Below are 18,706 nucleotides of genomic sequence, written 5' to 3'. Positions count from 1 at the left end.
AATACTATCACTTAACCTATAATAAACTAGTCAATACCCAGAACTAATTGCAATCAATATCACCGTACTTAGGGCTATTCTAAGTCAGATAATTTGAATTCATTCACAAAATTATAATAACAAGCCCGACTCAGTTTTCCCCACAAACCCCGCTCTAAGGGCAAATAAATGCCAAAGTCGGTCAGTCTCATCCGGCTAATATCCAAGATCTGATGCTCGGTATCGATACTGGTCTTCACCTGCAGATAAGCGGGATCTGGGCCACGCTCAAAATCGACAATCACTAAAGGGACATCGACCACTGTGACGCGAACTTTTTCCACTGGGGTAATTAAAAAATGCTCGTCCTCGATGCAGTGTAAAATACCCGCAAAAAGCTTTGCAAATTTAACGGGCAATGCGCTTCCCTGATACTGCCAGTCTCCAGTTTCTTGAATATTAAATAACGCAACCTCACTGCATAATGGGACCTCACTCAACACTGCACTGGTGGGAGAGGCAATATTCAGCGCAAGCTGTTCTAATGTATGCTGCTCACTCTTGGTCAACTTGTCCATCATCCATTTCCTTTAACAAAAAACCAGCCTACTGGCTGGTTTTAGTGTGACACTTATTACCCTGAGGATCCAATTAACCGTTTCGACATAGCTCGGTTTTTGTACTCCTAGGCAAAGCCCAATTTAATCTTTTACGAGTTCGAGCAATGCCTCCAGCGGATGTTTAGGTTTATAGCCCGCAAAGCGTTTTACTTGACTACGGCAGGAGTAACCCGATACGAGTACCTGTTGTTTATCAAGTTTAGCTAAGGTCTGTTTCCACGACATATCAAACAACGCTTGAGAACGCTCAAGGTTTTCCGCCTCATGACCATAGGTCCCCGCCATACCGCAACAGCCAAGATTCATAGCCGATAACTTAGCACCAAAATGCGCAAAAATCTGAGTCCATTCCTTGGCCGTATTGGGTTTAGCAGTCGACTCAGTGCAATGACTAAACCAAGTATATTGTTTATCCTGGGGCAATTTTGCAGGAATATCCGCTAATACACTAAGCAACCACTCATTGGCTAACTTAACCTCAAACGAGCCACGGTTAGCACCTAAAACTTCTTTATATTCATCTCGATAACATAATACCAGCGCAGGATCGATGCCCACCATCGGCATGCCTAGCTTATGCACTTGATTTAAGAAATCTGCACTCGATTGTGCTGTTTTAGCAAATTTATCCAAGAAACCTTTAATATGCGTCGGCTTACCATTGGGCTTAAAGGGTAACAATACTGGCTTTAATCCTAAGGTTTCAATTAATTGGATAAAGCGATACACCAATCCAGCATCGTAGAAGCTGTTAAAGGGATCTTGTACCACCAATACAAACTTGGAACGTTCATCTAAGGGGATCGCCTGCAGCGCGGCGAGATCATAGCCCCGGCTCGCGTGACCATCGAGGCGCTGTTTTAAGGTTGGTACGGATAATGCGGGCGCATCCACATAACCAATCGCTTTTTTAATCACCCATTGGCTCAATGGATTCTGGGAAGCAAAGTTAGTTAATCGCGGCGCTGCCGCCATTAAGGGGAGGCTGTCCTCAATCCCAGCGACAAGATAATCCTTGGCAGGCCTTAAATAACGTTGATAATAAATATTAAAAAACTGTGCCCTAAATTTAGGCACATCCACTTTAACCGGGCATTGACCAGAGCAGGCTTTACAGGCCAAGCAGCCCTTAAGCGACTCCATAACCTCATGGGAATAATCATAATCCCGCTTTGCATTTATCGTATTTTGCATCCGCTGCAAAATACCTAAAGGTTTGGCTTTCGCCAGCGCGTTCACATCCACGCCTTCGGTTTCAAGCAGTCTTAGCCATTCACGCATCAAGCCAGCACGACCTTTGGGTGACTGCACTCTATCCCCCGTCACCTTAAATGAGGGGCACATGGGCGAGTAGCTGCTGTAGTTAAAACACAGGCCATTGCCGTTACAGTTCATCACATCCGGGAAAGCATCACGCACAGCAACGGGAATTTGCCGATCAAATTTACCGCGTTTGGCACTGTCAACATCGTAATAGAGGGCACCTGTATCTTTAGGCGCCACCAGCTTACCTGGGTTAAGCCTATTGTCGGGGTCAAACAGGCCTTTGATATCTTGAAGAACACCATAAAGCTCATCACCAAACACCGATGGACCATATTCCCCACGCACACCTTTACCGTGTTCACCCCACATCAGGCCACCGTATTTAAGTGTCAGTGCCGCGACTTGATCGGAAATGACCCGCAGTAGCTTCTCATCTTCCACATCACACATATCGAGCGCGGGTCGCACATGGAGCACACCGGCATCCACATGCCCGAACATGCCATATTGCAGCTTATGCCCATCGAGTACTGCGCGAAACTCCATAATATAATCGGCGAGTTTTTCGGGCGGTACCGCGGTATCTTCTGCAAAGGCGATGGGTTTACGACGCCCTTTAGTGGCGCCCAATAAGCCAACGGCTTTTTTGCGCATGCCGTAGATTTTTTCGATGCTCGGCTTGTCCTGAGTCACTTGATAACCCAATACACCGCATTCACCACGACCAATTTGCTCGGTCAATACCGCCTCAAGACTCGCAAGCTTTTGCTCAACTTCTGCCGTATCGCCGGCAAACTCGACCATATTCAGGCCATCGATGACTTTACCCGGCACTTCTTGAATGAGGTCGGAAACCGAGTGCCAAACAATGTCCTCACGGGCAAGGTTAAGCACTTTAGAATCGACGGTTTCGACCACAGTCGCCCGCGCGGCGACTAAGGATGACGCATGACGCAGCGCCGATTGGAAAGAATCATACTTAATATTCACCATGGCGCGCTCGGTCGGCAATGGCGTGATATTCAGTTTGGCTTCGGTTATCACCGCAAGCGTGCCCTCTGAGCCCGTTAAAATTCGCGATAAGTCGAATTGCGTTAGGCCCTCATTCCATACATGCTTTAAATCGTAACCCGTTAAGAAGCGGTTTAACTTGGGGAATTGCTTTTCAATCAGCGCTCGCTTCTCGCGGCAAACCTTTGCAATGGCCGAAATCAGCTTTTGTCCGAGTGGATTATCACTCACATTATCTGGATTACACAAAAGTCCAGCATCCAATGGCTGAGTGTCTAATACACTGCCATCGATCAACACACTGCGTAGTGCCAGTACATGATCTGACGTCTTACCGTAGACCAGTGAACCCGCACCCGAGGCATCGGTATTGATCATACCGCCAATGGTCGCGCGGTTAGAGGTGGATAAATCGGGACTGAAAAAATAACCGTGCGGGCGCAGCGCATCGTTAAGCGCATCTTTAATCACCCCAGCTTCAACCCTCACCCAACCCTGCTCAGCATTCACTTCGAGCACACGGTTCATATAGCGCGACACATCGAGGATCAGACCATGGGTCAAGGACTGGCCATTAGTACCCGTACCGCCGCCCCGGGCACTAAAAGTGACCTCACGGAAGATGTCTTTCGCCGCGAGCGCCAAGGCTATTTGTATATCCTTTTGATTTTTAGGATAAAGCACAGCTTGGGGTAAAAATTGATAGACAGAGTTATCGGTCGCTTGCACTAGCCGTGCACTGTATCGCTTGTCTATATCACCGGAATACTCGCTTTGCTCGAGTGCATCAAGGTATGCCAAATACACTGGCTCTAATGTTTGTTGATGTGATAGCAGGGGTAACATGGATGGCTTCTGTCAATTATCGTTATGGGGCCATTATAAACAAAAAAAAAGCCGCTCAAAGCGGCTTTTTTAACATCTTTATCAAATTACAGCCTAGATCACCCGTGGGCTTCGGCCAAATATAACCATGTATCAATAACAGTATCAGGATTCAGAGACACAGTATCGATACCTTGCTCAACTAACCAAGCCGCAAAATCGGCGTGATCTGAAGGACCTTGACCACAGATACCGATATAAGCGCCCTTAGCCTTAGCCGCTTTAATCGCCATAGACAGTAGGATCTTAACGGCTTCATTACGCTCATCGAACAGATGACTAATAATGCCTGAGTCGCGGTCTAAGCCAAGCGTTAGCTGAGTTAAGTCGTTTGAACCGATAGAGAAGCCATCGAAATGTTCAAGGAATTGATCCGCTAACAGCGCGTTTGACGGTACTTCGCACATCATAATGACGCGTAAACCGTCTTTACCACGCTCTAAACCCTGCTCTTTGAGCAGGCCGATCACTTGTTCGGCTTCTTTAACGGTACGAACGAATGGGATCATCACTTCGACGTTTTTCAGACCCATGTCATTACGAACGCGCTTGATTGCCTCACACTCTAGGGCAAAACAGTCACGGAAGGATTCAGAGATATAACGGCTCGCACCGCGGAAGCCGAGCATTGGGTTTTCTTCCTCAGGCTCGTAACGGTCACCACCGACTAAGTTTGCGTATTCGTTAGACTTAAAGTCTGACATACGTACGATCACTTTCTTCGGATAGAAGGCTGAACCGATAGAGGCAATACCTTCAACCAGACGGGCAATGTAGAACTCAACGGGTGATTCATAACCTGCGATCATCTCGTTAATTTCAGTTTGCAGAGCAGCGTCTTGTTGATTGAACTCAAGCAGTGCCTTTGGATGAATACCTATCATGCGGTTGATGATGAACTCTAAACGCGCTAAACCTACGCCTTCGTTTGGTAAACGGGCAAAGTCGAATGCGCGGTCTGGGTTACCCACGTTCATCATGATTTTCATTGGTAATGCAGGCAGTGAATCGACACGGTTTGAAATCACTTCAAACTCTTGTTTACCTTCATAGATGAAGCCAGTGTCACCTTCGGCGCAAGACACAGTCACTAGCTGACCATTTTTGATACGGTCGGTCACGTCACCACAACCGACTACCGCGGGTACACCTAATTCACGGGCGATAATCGCCGCGTGACAGGTACGACCGCCACGGTTCGTCACGATGGCGCTGGCGCGCTTCATGATAGGTTCCCAATCTGGGTCGGTCATATCTGTCACTAACACATCACCAGGTTGGATTTGATCCATATCGGCGATAGAGGTTAATACTTTGGCTACGCCTGAACCCACTTTATGACCGATAGCACGACCTTCAGAGATCACCGCACCACGGCTCTTTAAGTGGTAACGTTCAATCAATTGCACATCTTCACGGCTACGAACCGTTTCTGGACGCGCTTGAACGATGTAGAGTTTGCCATCGTTACCGTCTTTCGCCCACTCGATATCCATTGGACGACCGTAGTGTTTTTCGATAACCATGGCTTGTTTAGCTAATTCTTCGACTTCGGTGTCATTGATTGAGAATTGACGACGTTTGTCAGCGGCAACGTCTTCAATCTTCACTTGCTTGCCGTGAGCAGCATCATCTGAGTACACCATTTGAATGAGCTTGCTACCGATATTACGGCGAACAACAGCCTTATGACCTAAGGCTAAAATAGGTTTGTGAACATAGAATTCGTCAGGGTTGACCGCGCCTTGAACGACCATTTCACCCAGACCGAAAGAGGAAGTGATAAACACGACATCATTGTTGCCTGATTCAGTGTCCATAGTGAACATCACGCCTGATGCCGCTTTGTCTGAACGAACCATACGTTGTACGCCGGCAGACAGGGCAACACCGTGGTGTTCGTAACCTTGGTGAACACGGTATGAAATCGCACGGTCGTTAAAGAGTGACGCGAACACGTGCTTGATAGCCACGAGAACTGAGTCAAATCCTTTCACGTTTAAGAAGGTTTCTTGCTGACCAGCAAAAGAGGCATCTGGCATATCTTCTGCGGTGGCAGAAGAACGCACTGCAAATGACGCATCGCTAGTTTCAGCGGCAAGTTTATCGTAAGCTTCACGAATGGCTTGCTCTAAAGCTGGTTGGAATGGGGTGTCAATCACCCATTGTCTGATCTGTGCACCTACTTTTGCCAGTGCATTGACATCATCTACATCCAGTGTGGCTAGAATGTCATAAATCTTCTGGTTTACTCCACTTTGTTCAAGGAACTCATTGAACGCATAAGAAGTAGTCGCAAATCCGCCAGGTACTTGAACACCGGCATTGGCCAGATTGCTGATCATCTCGCCAAGAGAAGCATTTTTACCGCCAACTAAGTTGACGTCACCCATGCCTAATTCCTGATACCAGAGTACGTATTGCTGCACAGTTCTATCTCCGCAAGTTTATTTCAGTGGCCCCTTCACACGAGGGCAGCGGCATTTTACACTCCTGCCGAAGAAGCGTAAATCTATAATTTTATTTGTAATTTTATTACTACAAGAGGTCAGTATGGCACCAAAAGTATTCTATATTTCCGATGGGACAGCGATCACAGCTGAGGTTTTTGGACATGCAGTTCTCTCGCAATTTCCATTAGAATTTGAATCACTTACAATTCCTTTCGTCGAATCATTAACGAAAGCGGAGCAAGTTAAACGACAAATTAATGATTGTTTTATTACAACAGGTGAACGGCCATTAGTGTTCCATTCGATCGTAAAAGCAGAAATTCGCGACATCATCTACTCGAGTGAAGGCTTAGATTATGATTTTTTAAATACTTTTGTGGCACCACTCGAACAACATTTAGGCGTAAGCGCCTCGCCCGTGCTTCACCGCACCCACGGTAAAGCCAATCATGGCTATGAGGCGCGCATCGATGCCATTAATTTTGCGATGGATAACGATGACGGCCAGACCATGAAACACATGGATCAAGCAGATTTAATCCTGTTAGGTGTGTCCCGTTGCGGCAAAACCCCTTCTAGCCTGTATTTATCGATGCAATTTGGCATTAAAGCGGCGAACTATCCTTTTACCGAAGATGATATGGATAACCTTAAGTTGCACGAAGCCCTTAAACGCAATAAGAAAAAGTTATTTGGTTTAACGATTGATCCGGTGCGTTTACATGAAATTCGCCAAAGTCGAATGGAAAACAGCCGTTACTCGTCACTCAAACAATGCCGCTTAGAGGTGAAAGAAGTGGAAATGATGTTTAAACGTGAACGTATTCCCTATATAGACACCACCAATCACTCGGTCGAAGAAATTGCGACTAAGATTTTAGATGTGACGGGTCTTGAGCGTCATATGTTCTAAATCGACGGACCTTAGAGAGCTAATCCACAGGGGCAAATTTAGGTTAAATAGGTCTAAGTTAAATTAAATTCATTGCACAGATGCCGACAATTAGCACAATTGGCACTGTGCAACTCGGCTCGATTCGTTATAATCCGTGGCAATCTGGCGAAAAGCGCCGCATGCAAGCTCGGTATTTTGAATGACCATTAAAACAGACGAATTACGTACTTCTTTATTAGCTAAAGTCATCTCACCTGCACAACTGGCATCTGAGTACCCATTAACCCAAGAAGCCGCCGACTACCTTGTCCAACAACGTCGTGAAGTTGAAGCCATTATTATGGGCGAAGATCAGCGTCTGCTGGTGATCATAGGCCCATGCTCAATCCACGATACCAAAGCGGCCCTCGAATATGCCCAGCGCTTAGTCGCATTACATCAAGAATTGAAAGATGATTTGTGCATCTTAATGCGGGTCTATTTTGAGAAACCTCGCACGATTGTCGGCTGGAAAGGATTAATTTCGGATCCCGATCTTGATGGTAGTTTCGAGCCAAACAAAGGCTTACGCATTGCTCGCGAGCTACTGCAACAGATCACTGAATTGAAATTACCTATCGCCACCGAATTTTTAGATATGGTGAACGGCCAATACATAGCCGATTTAATCACTTGGGGCGCCATTGGTGCTCGCACCACTGAGAGCCAAGTTCATCGAGAAATGGCCTCAGCCCTTTCCTGCCCCGTTGGTTTTAAAAACGGTACCGATGGCAATATCAATATCGCCGTCGATGCAGTGCGCGCCGCAAAAGTGCCACATATCTTCTATTCACCGGATAAAGACGGCGCCATGGCGGTCTATCGCACCCACGGAAATCCCTTTGGCCATATCATATTGCGCGGCGGCAAAAAGCCTAATTACTTTGCGCAGGATATTGAAGAAGCTCGATTAAAGCTTGAATCCGTCGATGTAACCCCTCGAGTGGTAGTGGACTTTAGCCACGGTAACAGCGAAAAAAATCACCTTAAGCAATTAGCCGTTGCCGACGATATCATGGCACAAATGCGTGCCGGCAATACTGCAATTGCCGGGATCATGGCCGAAAGTTTCTTACAGGAAGGCAACCAAAAGGTCGTCAAAGGTCAAGCTCTCTGTTACGGTCAAAGTATCACAGATGCCTGTTTACACTGGGATGACTCGGAAGTTCTGCTTCGCAAACTGGCAGCCGCTTCCCGCGAGCGAAAAGCACTGTTAGCAAAATCAGCCTGACGCTCGAAAAATATGTCCAAAGTGATATACATTTTCCAATAAAAAAACCGATCTTAGATCGGTTTTTTTATTAAGAGCGGTTTAATACCTATTGTATTCATCACCGTCAACAACACACTGCAACTGACGGCTTTGCACGCTTTTAAGTGCACAAACAATGTTATAGATTACACACAAACGCCCAATCTGCAGTCGTTCCAGGTGCCGCATTGGTCCACCACTTCGCTTGGTACACGGCGCTACTGTTTTTCATCCGATCGCCCGTTGCTGCATGACTAGGATTTCCCTGATAGTCCTTTTGCGGGAAATTTGGATAAGCAGGAATACTCGCTGTATCGACACTCGCCGCTTCACAACTATCCACCACCGGTGCTTGGCATTCAGGTAAACTTGGATTTGCAGTACAATCCACCGGTGGCACAACGGAACTCGCCGCACCAAATCCATATCGAGTGCCATTAAAACTCACGGTAAAGTTTGATGGCATAGAGACAGGCAAGTAATACTTAATCGTGCCGTCAAACGTTGCCCCAGGCGCGAGACTTTTCCAGGTTGGCAAGATAAAGCGAACATGGTGGAAATCATTCTCTAATCCGCCCACGTTATTTCCTGCCACATTGGAACCATCCGTTACCACAGTTAACCCCATACCCGATTGATCGGCAATCTCGGCTGAAGTCGAAGTTGAAATATCAAATTCAAACTCAGCACCGCCGGGTATAGTCACTTGGCTATGATTGGTGATGGTTAAGGTTGGCGTAATAGGATAGTTACTGTCGCCCACTTTATAGCCAGATAAGCTTGCCGTTAAGGCCAATGTTTGTGATGGCATTACCTGATTGCTGGTGCGATTGCCATACGGGGTTGCTTGTGCAAATCCGTTGTACGCAATGCTGGTCATAGTATCACCGACAAAGAACTCTCCCTGACCATTGTTACGCTCTGGATACCAGCCAAAGTCACCTGCTAACTCCCAGAACATAACGCCGCCAATGCCGTTATCGACCACATATTGCACTTTTCGCGCCATAGCTTGCTCGTCTTCAGTAGACAGATACACCTTTTTTATAGGGTTCCAAAGCCATGAAGATTCTGCCACTGCGTCATAATGGCGCTCATAGGTGCCCGTCAGTCGATCGGCGACATTCGTTTGCGGATCTAATCCATAAAGGCTTAAATAACTGCCGCTGATACCGAGCTCCAAGTTTTTAGCATGCCACATAGGGTTAGAGCCTGCGAACATCTCATCGCCACGTACATCACTATCGTGCCAGAGGTTATCAATTCCTTGAGCGCCGTAGCCACAGTTTGACGCACCGTCACCTGTACCCACAGGGCAAGCCGTTTGATCAGGATATGCCGCTAAGCCCCATAGGCCGTTGGTGCCACCACTGACATTTTGCCAACCACGCGTATAGTAAGGAATACCAATATTGATCCTACCTGCTGGCATAGAACCGCGGAAATAATGGTAAGCCCAGTCGGTATTGAGATAACCAATGCCGCCATATTGCGCCGTGCTATAAACATCCCAATGCGCAAGCTCAGCATCTGTACCAGTGTCAAACAGCGCCGCATTGTGACCGACAAAATCGTTCCACGCGCCGTGCAAGTCATAGCTCATAATGTTGACGTAATCGAGATAGCGGGTCATCTGATACGCCTCCATCCCACGCAGCAAATAGCCCGATGCTGGCGCAGCAACGGTCAACATGTAGTGCTTACCATCTTGCTTGCTGGCGGCATCGAGTTTTTCACGCAGGGTTTTCATCAGCAGATCGTATTGTTTAAACAGAGTCGCGCGCTTTGGCTCTGACATCGCAAAATCATCAGGATTACCGGATTTGGCCATTGATGTCGCGTACTCATAATCGATATCCGCCCCATCAAAGCTGTAAGTGCGTAAGAACGCCACCACTGAATCGGCAAAAGTTTCAATCCCTTGCATCGTCTGAGTCATCTCATAGAAACCACCACTGGCAACGCGATTGCCGTTATCATCAAAGTAACCGCCCGTTTCAGCCCAACCACCAATCGAGATTAAAGTCTTAACGTTTGGATGGCGTTTTTTATACTTATTGAGCAAGTTAAAATGGCCTTTGTAATTAAACTCGGGATCCATCTCAGCGCCTGCAACGCCCGGCCACTCTAATCCTGTTGCCGCATTCGTCGCACTATTGGGATCGCCAATAGAGACCTTATTATTCGAATCAATATGCGCAAATGCATAATTGATATGGGTAATTTTATCCCACGGAATATCATTTGCGAGATAACTCGGCTGGCCATTCTTACCCGTACGCCACGAGGTAAAGTAACCGATAACGCGGCGGGCATGATCGCTACCCATTTTCTCGCGGCCCTGTTCATCGTACACATCGCAATAGACGGAATCGCCCACTAAACCTTCAGGACGGCAAGCCTCATTATCGGTTGGTGCTTGACCTACTCGGCCGATGACAGCGGTTGATAATGTCATCAGGCCAAGATTATCAATGGCCTCAGCCGTGAAACGAATGTCACCGTTTGCAACGGCAGTCCATTGCGCACTGTATGGCGCGGTTGCATCTTCAGCAACGAGCATATCGTTAGCATAAAAGCGCACACTGGTCACATCGCCATCACTGTCAGTCGCAGTTGCCGTGAGTGATAAGCTTGCACCTAAATCGGTTTGAAAGTTGGCCTGTGGCGCGGTTAATGTCACACTCGGTGCTTGATTAGCAGCGGCAACATTGAGTTTGATGACTGTCGAAAGGCCACTGGCATTGTGACTATCATAGGCACGGGTTTGTATTTGATGCTCACCGACTCCAGCTGCCTGCCATATTGCCGAATAGGGTGTACTGTTATCAGTCGCAATCAATTGACTATCAAGATAAAACTCAACTTTAGTAATACTATCCCCCGAATCAGGATCGCTCGCATTCGCGGTAATGGTTACTGAGTCGCCAACAGTGACAGCGCTGTCATTGCTAGGTAACAAAATTTCTGTCACAGGCGGTAAGTTTTCACTCGCAGGATTGATAACACTTAGCACAACACTTTTCTCGGTCGTCGCACCTTTGTCATCGGTCGCTACCGCTTTAAGCTGGACACTGCCGATCACATTAGTCGTCCAAGGGCTAGTTACCGCCTGACCATTGGTAAACCAATTTACGCTCGCAACGGTACCGTCAACATCGGATGCATCGGCCTGCAGCACGACGACATCCCCTAAATTCACACTCACATTGTTTTGCGGCTGCAAAATGGCCAGTGTAGGCGCTTGGTTTTGCACACCATCACACACGCCTTTGTTTTCCCATACACCCCACTGCCCCGTTTGGCTCGGGTTTTCATTCTGGGTCCACCACTTATTTTGATAGAGATAATTATCGTAGGTAACAGGCGTGACAGTTGCATAGATTTGGCTACTGTTCCAAGGCGCTATATCTTGACAACTCACTGCTGCAGCCGTTGGTGAATAACTGAAACCCGCCATAGCTGTGGCCATTAACCACACGAACCTCTGTTGTTTCATTACCCAAGGTATATTACAGATCATGTTGAAATCCTCTTTTATTATAGTATGTTACCGAAATAGTCCTTTACACGAGCACATACAACGTCAGATGACAACAAAGGGGTTACTGCGGAATATTCAAGGTAGCTCAATGTAAGTAATTTGTTAACCTTTAAAGTGTTATATTAAATAACTAGATATGACAAAATTTAAAAATCATATTACTTTTAATGACTTATACTTAAAAATGAGTTTAAAATATTATCTGCTATGCATAGCCGCCTAAAAGGTTAGTAATAAACCGACAATAAAATCCGCTAGAGGCTCAAAATGAAGTGGTTTTCTATCTTTAAGAATTAAAGATCTCTATAATTCTGCCTTATTTGCTGCATTACCTTAGGTTGCTGTATGTCGCTTACGCCCATTTCTCCAAACACCGAAAATACCTCACAAACCGAAACCCATGAAGCACAATTCCCAGAGGCGATTCAAACGCGAATCGACTCCTCTGAAGCGCGGGTTATCAAGGCGGTATTTCCATCCATCACCAATCATCACAATACGTTATTTGGTGGCGAAGCTTTAGCGTGGATGGATGAAACGGCCTTTATCGCTGCGACTCGTTTTTGTCGTAAAACCTTAGTCACAGTGAGTTCTGACCGAATCGATTTTAAAAAGCCGATCCCCGCAGGCACCTTAGCCGAACTGATCGCGCGGGTGATCCATGTCGGTAATACCTCCTTAAAAGTCGAAGTGAACATCTTCGTGGAAAATATGTACCAAGATCACCGAGAGCATGCCATACGCGGCGTATTTACCTTTGTTGCCGTAGACGAACAACGAAACCCCACGCAAGTCTGGGCTGCGGAATAGAATTTAGGCACTCAAGATAGCGTCCTTGACCCCATAAATGGCACTGTTTTTGGGCTCAAGTTCGCCGTCATTCATCGTTAACGGCCACTAGACAAAAGTATAACAACAAGAAACATATAAAAATTTTGTCAATATTCCTGCATAAAGCAATAGGATCCCTGATTACTTTTCTGTTACATTGAGTTCAATCTTCACGCGCACCGAACATAATCATAAAAGCCATGAAGCTAGAAAACTTAAATATCATTATCGCAGACGATCATCCATTGTTCAGAAATGCGTTACGTCAAGCACTCACCAGTGCCTTTGAGCATGCCCAGTGGTATGAAGCCGACAGTGCCGATGCACTACAATCGGTTTTAGATGCACAAAATACCAGCTATGACTTAGTGCTGCTGGATCTGCAAATGCCCGGCTCCCACGGCTATTCGACCTTGATCCACTTACGCGCCCACTACCCAGACCTTCCCGTGGTGGTGATTTCTGCCCATGAAGATATCAATACGATAAGTCGTGCAATCCACTACGGCAGCAGTGGTTTTATTCCTAAATCGGCATCGATGGAAACCCTAAAAGAAGCGCTGAGCGCAGTATTGTTGGGTGATATTTGGCTACCTGCGGGGGCCGAAATTATCCCAGTTGAAGATGACGATACCGATAAAATGGCGAGTAAGTTGTCGGATCTGACCCCACAGCAATATAAAGTGCTGCAAATGTTTGCCGAAGGTTTACTGAATAAGCAAATTGCCTACGATCTTGGTGTATCTGAGGCCACCATCAAAGCCCACGCGACGGCTATTTTTAGAAAACTCGGTGTGCGTAACCGCACGCAAGCTGTTATCGCCCTCGCCCAACTCGAGATGGATAAGGGTGACTTATCTTAAGGTGTGACACTGAGTACTCCATCCTCTATCGGAGAAATGGGAACATTTAGTTGCCCCATAAAAAATGCCGCAAATATTCGCGGCATTTTTTATGATTGCGAGTAGGGTTAACGCATGGGGAGATTTTTATCGGCAAACATCTCATCAATTAACTGCTGATCCCGCAACGCAACCGCTTTCTCAACGACATCACGAGTCAAGTGTGGTGCAAAGTGTTGGATAAAATCATACATATAACTGCGTAAAAAACTGCCCTTTCTAAAACCAATTTTCGTCGTACTGTGGGCGAATAAATGCCCCGCATCTATGGCCACGAGATCTTTATCGACATTAGGATCGATTGCCATAGAAGCAATCACCCCGACACCTAAACCTAAACGAACGTAGGTTTTTAACACATCGGCACTGGTCGCACTGAATACCACCCTAGGTTCTAAACTCGCGCGATTAAAGGCTTTTTCAATTTCAGAGGCACGGTCAAAACCAAATACATAGGTCACCAACGGGAAACGGGCTAAATCTTCGATGCTAATATGACTGCGTGAGGCAAGTGGGTGGTCTTTAGGCACCACTACGGAGCGATTCCAGTGATAACAGGGCAACATAATTAAATCGGAATACAAATGCATGGCTTCGGTCGCAATCGCAAAATCCGCATCTCCACGGGCAGCTTGCTCACTGATCTGCGAAGGCGTGCCTTGGTGCATATGCAAGTTAACTTTGGGATAACGGTCGATAAACTGACGAATAATATGCGGCAAGGCATAACGAGCCTGGGTATCTGTGGTGGCAATATTTAACTCACCTTGATCCGGCTTAGTGTACTCTTCCGAGACTTTTTTAATACTTTCAACTTTACCTAAAATATCATTGGCAATATTAATGACCTGCAGTCCAGCTGGCGTCACATGGGTCAAATGTTTACCGCTACGGCCAAAAATTTGGATCCCCAACTCATCTTCCAACATGCGAACTTGTTTACTGATCCCTGGTTGAGAGGTATACAAATTTTCAGCGGTTGCCGATACATTGAGGTTATGTTTTACTACCTCGGCAATATACCTGAGCTGTTGCAGTTTCATCTTCTATCCTTTGTCTCAAATACGCATAAAGGTATTGTTCATTGAGTGGTAAAATTACACTCATCTATAATCAATCGTTATAGTATAACGCAAAAATTAAAGCAAATAGGAATATAGAGCACAAGTCTGAAGATTCATACGACAGAAATGATAACCTAGGCTAAGATAACTATGCTAGTTTATTGATTTATTGTAGCATTAGCTCAATTGGATAAATAATGGAACATCTATGTCATTCACCTTGGTTCTGATCCTCATCGGTGCACTTTTACTGCTTGTTATCGGAATTAACGTTATACAACAACAAAAAGAACGTGCTGAGGCTGAGCGTCGCATCGAGTTTGCCCGTCAAAGGGCCATCATCGATGAAACGGAAACGGTATTATCCAATACTGGTATGATACCTTGTAGTACCCATATTATGTTGGTGTTGTATCGCCGCGTTCAAGATGCGTTAGAAATTGCAACGACACTCAGCGCAATCCAACAAAAGGCGGATTTTCAACGTCGTCTCGCCGATCTCAAAAATCAAATAGACTCATTACAATCTAGCCCGCCACAAGCGCCTCCAATTGAGGGGTTTAGGCTACCAGACAACGACAAACAAATTTTAGCATTAGTGCAAACCCTAAAAAAACTCAAGGCGATATTACGGGCAGAGCACAATAAAGGCCGCGTTGATCCGAGTGTGTTTGCCCAAGAAGAAAACCGCATCGATAGCTTGCAGCTCAGGATTAATGTTGATTCTATGCTGTCCCGCGCCCGTGCTGCGAGTTTTATGAAACAGTATGGTTCTTCGAAGCAAATGGTCACTAAAGCTTTGGCCACTTTACATGCGATTAAAGCACAGACACCCAATGATCCCTTTATTGGTCGCAAGGTTGATGAAGCTAAACTGCTACTCGATGAGATTATGGGCGCTCAAAAACTGTCAGAACCGAGTGCACCTAGATCTAAAAATGAGGAAGATGATATCGATATGTTGTTCCAGCCTAAAAAGAAATGGTGATCTTATTCGATATTTTTGAGTAAAACAGGATTGGACACACATAAAAAACCAGATAATAAAAAAGCCAAGTCAATGAATGACTTGGCTTTTTTATTAGTGCATGTCAATCACAGTGAAAAACAGTTACTCCATATTGTACTTTGTTCTATCACTGTTTTTATCACGACTACTATCACTACGCCTTCTTCGCCTTTTTAGCGGTCGACTCAGTGACCCACTTATCATTGAGGTAATGCGCAGACCAGCCTGTCGCCTTTCCATCAACCTCAGTAGCAACATATTGTTCTTTGGTCTTGCGACTAAACTTGACCGCAGCCTGATTGCCTTCATCGTCTGTCGCTGGCGCATCGGCTAAATATTGGTACTTAGGCCAGAGTAATTCACGGTACTTGACTAACTCTTCCACCAAAGGTGCCCTGGTTTCCCGAGATTTAGGGAAAGTACTCGCGGCGAGGAAGATACCCGCGGCGCCATCACGCAGTACAAAATGCGCATCTGATTTGCTGCACTTAAGCTCAGGCAAATAGATGGGATCTTCTTTTGGTGGCGCTGCCTCACCATTTTTCAGCAACTTACGCGTATTTTTACATTCTTCGTTAGTACAACCAAAGTACTTGCCGAAGCGGCCGTTTTTCAACTCCATATCGTGACCACAGCGATCACACTCAATCAGTGGACCTTCATAGCCTTTGATCTTGAATTGACCTTCTTCGACCTCGTAACCTTCACACAGGGGGTTATTACCACAAACGTGTAGCTTACGCTTCTCATCAATCAGATAGCTATCCATGGCGGTACCACAGATACCACAGCGATGTTTGGCCCGCAGTGCATCGGTTTCCGCATCTTCACTGTTTTCACTGATGGCTTCAACGCCAGGCGTTAAGTTCATCGTGGTTTTACAACGCTCTTTTGGCGGTAACTCATAGCCAGAGCAGCCGAGGAATACTCCCGTCGTCCCGGTGCGGATCCCCATGGGGCGGCCACAGGTTGGGCACGTGATATTGGTCATCACCATTTGGTTTAGACGCATGCCACCTTCTTCGGGATCAAGCTCAGCTTTTTCTAATTGCTTAGTAAAGTCAGCGTAGAATCCATCGAGCACTTTTTTCCAATCCAGCTCACCACGAGCGACATCATCTAAGGTTTGTTCCATGCTGGCGGTAAAATCATAATTCATTAAATCGGCAAAACTGCTGACTAAACGCTCGCTAACGATTTCGCCCATTTTTTCAGCGTAGAAACGACGGTTTTCCACTTTGACATAACCACGGTCTTGAATCGTCGAAATAATGGTCGCATAGGTAGACGGACGGCCAATGCCACGCTTTTCTAACTCTTTAACCAATGACGCTTCACTGTAACGGGCCGGAGGCTTTGTAAAGTGTTGTTTAGGTTGTAATTCAGTTAATGAAAGCACATCTCCTTCGTTCACAAACGGCAGAGTATTGTCCTCTTCATTTTTCTTCTTAAGCGCGGTTTGCACCCGTGTCCAACCGTCAAAGCGCAGGGTTCTGCCCGAGGCCTTTAACTCATAATCACCCGCTTTCACGGTTAACCGGGTGGCATCATATTGGGCGGGTGTCATCTGGCAAGAGACAAACTGACGCCAAATCAGCTCGTAGAGCCGCTGGGCGTCACGTTCCATATCGGTTAATGCCGCAGCTTCGACTTTTACGTTAGAGGGTCTAATCGCTTCGTGCGCTTCCTGAGCGCCTTCCTTAGAACCGTAACGGATAGGTTCAGAAGGTAAATACTTAGCACCGTATTCCTTGCCGATCATCTCACGCACACTGTCTAAGGCTTCTTGGCTTAAGTTAGTCGAGTCAGTACGCATATAAGTGATATGACCCGCTTCATATAAACGCTGGGCCATCATCATGGTTTTCTTCACCCCAAAACCTAAACGTGTACTTGCAGCCTGCTGCAACGTCGAGGTGATAAAAGGGGCTGAAGGCTTACTTTGAGTGGCTTTATCTTCGCGGGCAATCACTTTAAAACTCGCGGAAGATAGGGCTTGCACAGCCGCTAAGGCTTGCTGTTCATTAGTCGGCTCAAAAGCAGAATCGAGGTGCTTAACCACTTCCATCCGCAGCGCATCGCTCGCTGGTGTATTCAGTAAGGCATGCACATCCCAAAACTCTTCTGGCACAAAGGCTTTGATTTCGCTTTCACGTTCAACCACTAAACGCACGGCAACCGATTGCACTCGGCCAGCGGATAAACCACGGGCCACCTTTTTCCACAGCAGTGGCGATACCATAAACCCGACGACTCTGTCTAAGAAGCGACGCGCCTGCTGGGCGTTAACCATATTAGTGTCGAGTGTCGACGGTTTGCTAAAGGCGTCTTGAATCGCAGACTTAGTGATCTCATTAAACACCACACGTTGATACCGTGAAGGATCACCACCAATCACCTCTTGCAAATGCCAGGCGATGGCTTCTCCCTCACGGTCTAAGTCGGTTGCGAGATAAATTTGGTCGGCGGAATCGGCTAACGCCTGAAGCTCTTTTACGACCTTTTCTTTACCCGGCAGGATCTGATATTTAGCCGCCCAGCCCTTTTCAGGGTTAACGCCCATACGAGACACCAGCGCTTGCTGATCTTTCACCTTTTTATATCGCGCCTTTTCTTCAGGCGTCATCTTCTTCACTTCGGCAGCGGATTTAACCTTTTCGTTGCCTTCGGAGGTAGAAGATGTAGGTAGATCACGGATATGACCCACACTCGATTTAACGATGAACTCTTTGCCAAGATATTTATTAATAGTCTTAGCTTTGGCCGGCGATTCGACAATAACTAGCGATTTACCCATAGTTTGATTTGCGCCAAAAAATCTCAAGAAGGTGGAAATTGGCTCCATATATAGAGGGTTGCACTGATTGTTTCAAGCTAATCCCTCTTTTATATGTACCAGCGAGTCACTTTTTAACCAAAGTTGAAAAAATGTAAAAAATAATATTGCGTAATTAAA

11 protein-coding genes are annotated in these 18,706 nt (G+C 46.3%); 5 read left to right on the top strand and 6 right to left on the bottom strand.

The features are described from left to right. Nucleotides 1–74: 74 nt before the first annotated feature. The 3 genes from COW15_RS01355 to ppsA all read right to left on the bottom strand — a co-directional run bounded on the left by COW15_RS01355 (nt 75) and on the right by ppsA (nt 6,190). Entirely contained in the window at nt 75–557 is a 483-nt protein-coding gene (locus tag COW15_RS01355; RefSeq protein WP_293628993.1) for a DUF1285 domain-containing protein, read from the bottom strand. A gap of 123 nt (nt 558–680) precedes the next feature. Beyond that, nucleotides 681–3,722 (bottom strand): FAD-binding and (Fe-S)-binding domain-containing protein, encoded by a 3,042-nt coding sequence (locus COW15_RS01350; protein ID WP_293628991.1) that lies wholly within the window; start codon nt 3,720–3,722, stop codon nt 681–683. Nucleotides 3,723–3,820: 98 nt separating this feature from the next. Further along, a complete protein-coding gene (gene ppsA, locus COW15_RS01345; protein ID WP_293628989.1) occupies nt 3,821–6,190 on the bottom strand; it encodes a phosphoenolpyruvate synthase in 2,370 nt (789 codons plus the stop codon). Between the two features lie 124 nt (nt 6,191–6,314). Here ppsA and COW15_RS01340 point away from each other — a divergent pair, with 124 nt between their 5' ends. Further along, nucleotides 6,315–7,127, top strand: coding sequence for a pyruvate, water dikinase regulatory protein (locus COW15_RS01340; protein ID WP_293628987.1), 813 nt, complete (start codon nt 6,315–6,317; stop codon nt 7,125–7,127). A gap of 181 nt (nt 7,128–7,308) precedes the next feature. Beyond that, on the top strand, nt 7,309–8,379 hold the full coding sequence (locus COW15_RS01335; RefSeq protein WP_293628985.1) for a 3-deoxy-7-phosphoheptulonate synthase: 1,071 nt from the start codon (nt 7,309–7,311) through the stop codon (nt 8,377–8,379). 160 nt (nt 8,380–8,539) lie between these two features. On the opposite strand, the gene COW15_RS01330 is transcribed toward COW15_RS01335, so the two are convergent. Further along, nucleotides 8,540–11,923, bottom strand: coding sequence for a glycosyl hydrolase family 18 protein (locus COW15_RS01330; RefSeq protein ID WP_293628983.1), 3,384 nt, complete (start codon nt 11,921–11,923; stop codon nt 8,540–8,542). A 366-nt stretch (nt 11,924–12,289) separates the two neighbouring features. Between COW15_RS01330 and COW15_RS01325 the strand changes: the two genes are divergently transcribed. Both COW15_RS01325 and COW15_RS01320 read left to right on the top strand, forming a co-directional pair. After that, a complete protein-coding gene (locus COW15_RS01325; protein WP_293628981.1) occupies nt 12,290–12,754 on the top strand; it encodes an acyl-CoA thioesterase in 465 nt (154 codons plus the stop codon). A gap of 221 nt (nt 12,755–12,975) precedes the next feature. Then, a complete protein-coding gene (locus COW15_RS01320; RefSeq protein WP_293628979.1) occupies nt 12,976–13,638 on the top strand; it encodes a response regulator transcription factor in 663 nt (220 codons plus the stop codon). A 107-nt stretch (nt 13,639–13,745) separates the two neighbouring features. Here COW15_RS01320 and cysB read toward each other — a convergent pair whose 3' ends face one another. Further along, nucleotides 13,746–14,720: an HTH-type transcriptional regulator CysB gene (cysB, locus tag COW15_RS01315; RefSeq protein ID WP_293628977.1), complete on the bottom strand. Its 975-nt coding sequence runs from the start codon at nt 14,718–14,720 to the stop codon at nt 13,746–13,748. 229 nt (nt 14,721–14,949) lie between these two features. Between cysB and zomB the strand changes: the two genes are divergently transcribed. Beyond that, entirely contained in the window at nt 14,950–15,729 is a 780-nt protein-coding gene (gene zomB / locus COW15_RS01310) for a flagellar motor control protein ZomB (protein ID WP_293628976.1), read from the top strand. A 175-nt stretch (nt 15,730–15,904) separates the two neighbouring features. On the opposite strand, the gene topA is transcribed toward zomB, so the two are convergent. Beyond that, nucleotides 15,905–18,547 carry a type I DNA topoisomerase gene (gene topA, locus COW15_RS01305; RefSeq protein ID WP_293628975.1) on the bottom strand — a complete coding sequence of 881 codons (2,643 nt, stop codon included), beginning with the start codon at nt 18,545–18,547 and terminating at the stop codon, nt 15,905–15,907. Between the last annotated feature and the right edge of the window lie 159 nt (nt 18,548–18,706).

It is taken from the genome of Shewanella sp. CG12_big_fil_rev_8_21_14_0_65_47_15 (assembly GCF_002783505.1).
In the GTDB taxonomy this organism is placed as follows: Bacteria; Pseudomonadota; Gammaproteobacteria; order Enterobacterales; family Shewanellaceae; genus Shewanella.
The sequence above is the reverse complement of the archived record's forward strand: the minus strand, read 5'-3'. Positions and strand labels throughout refer to the sequence as shown.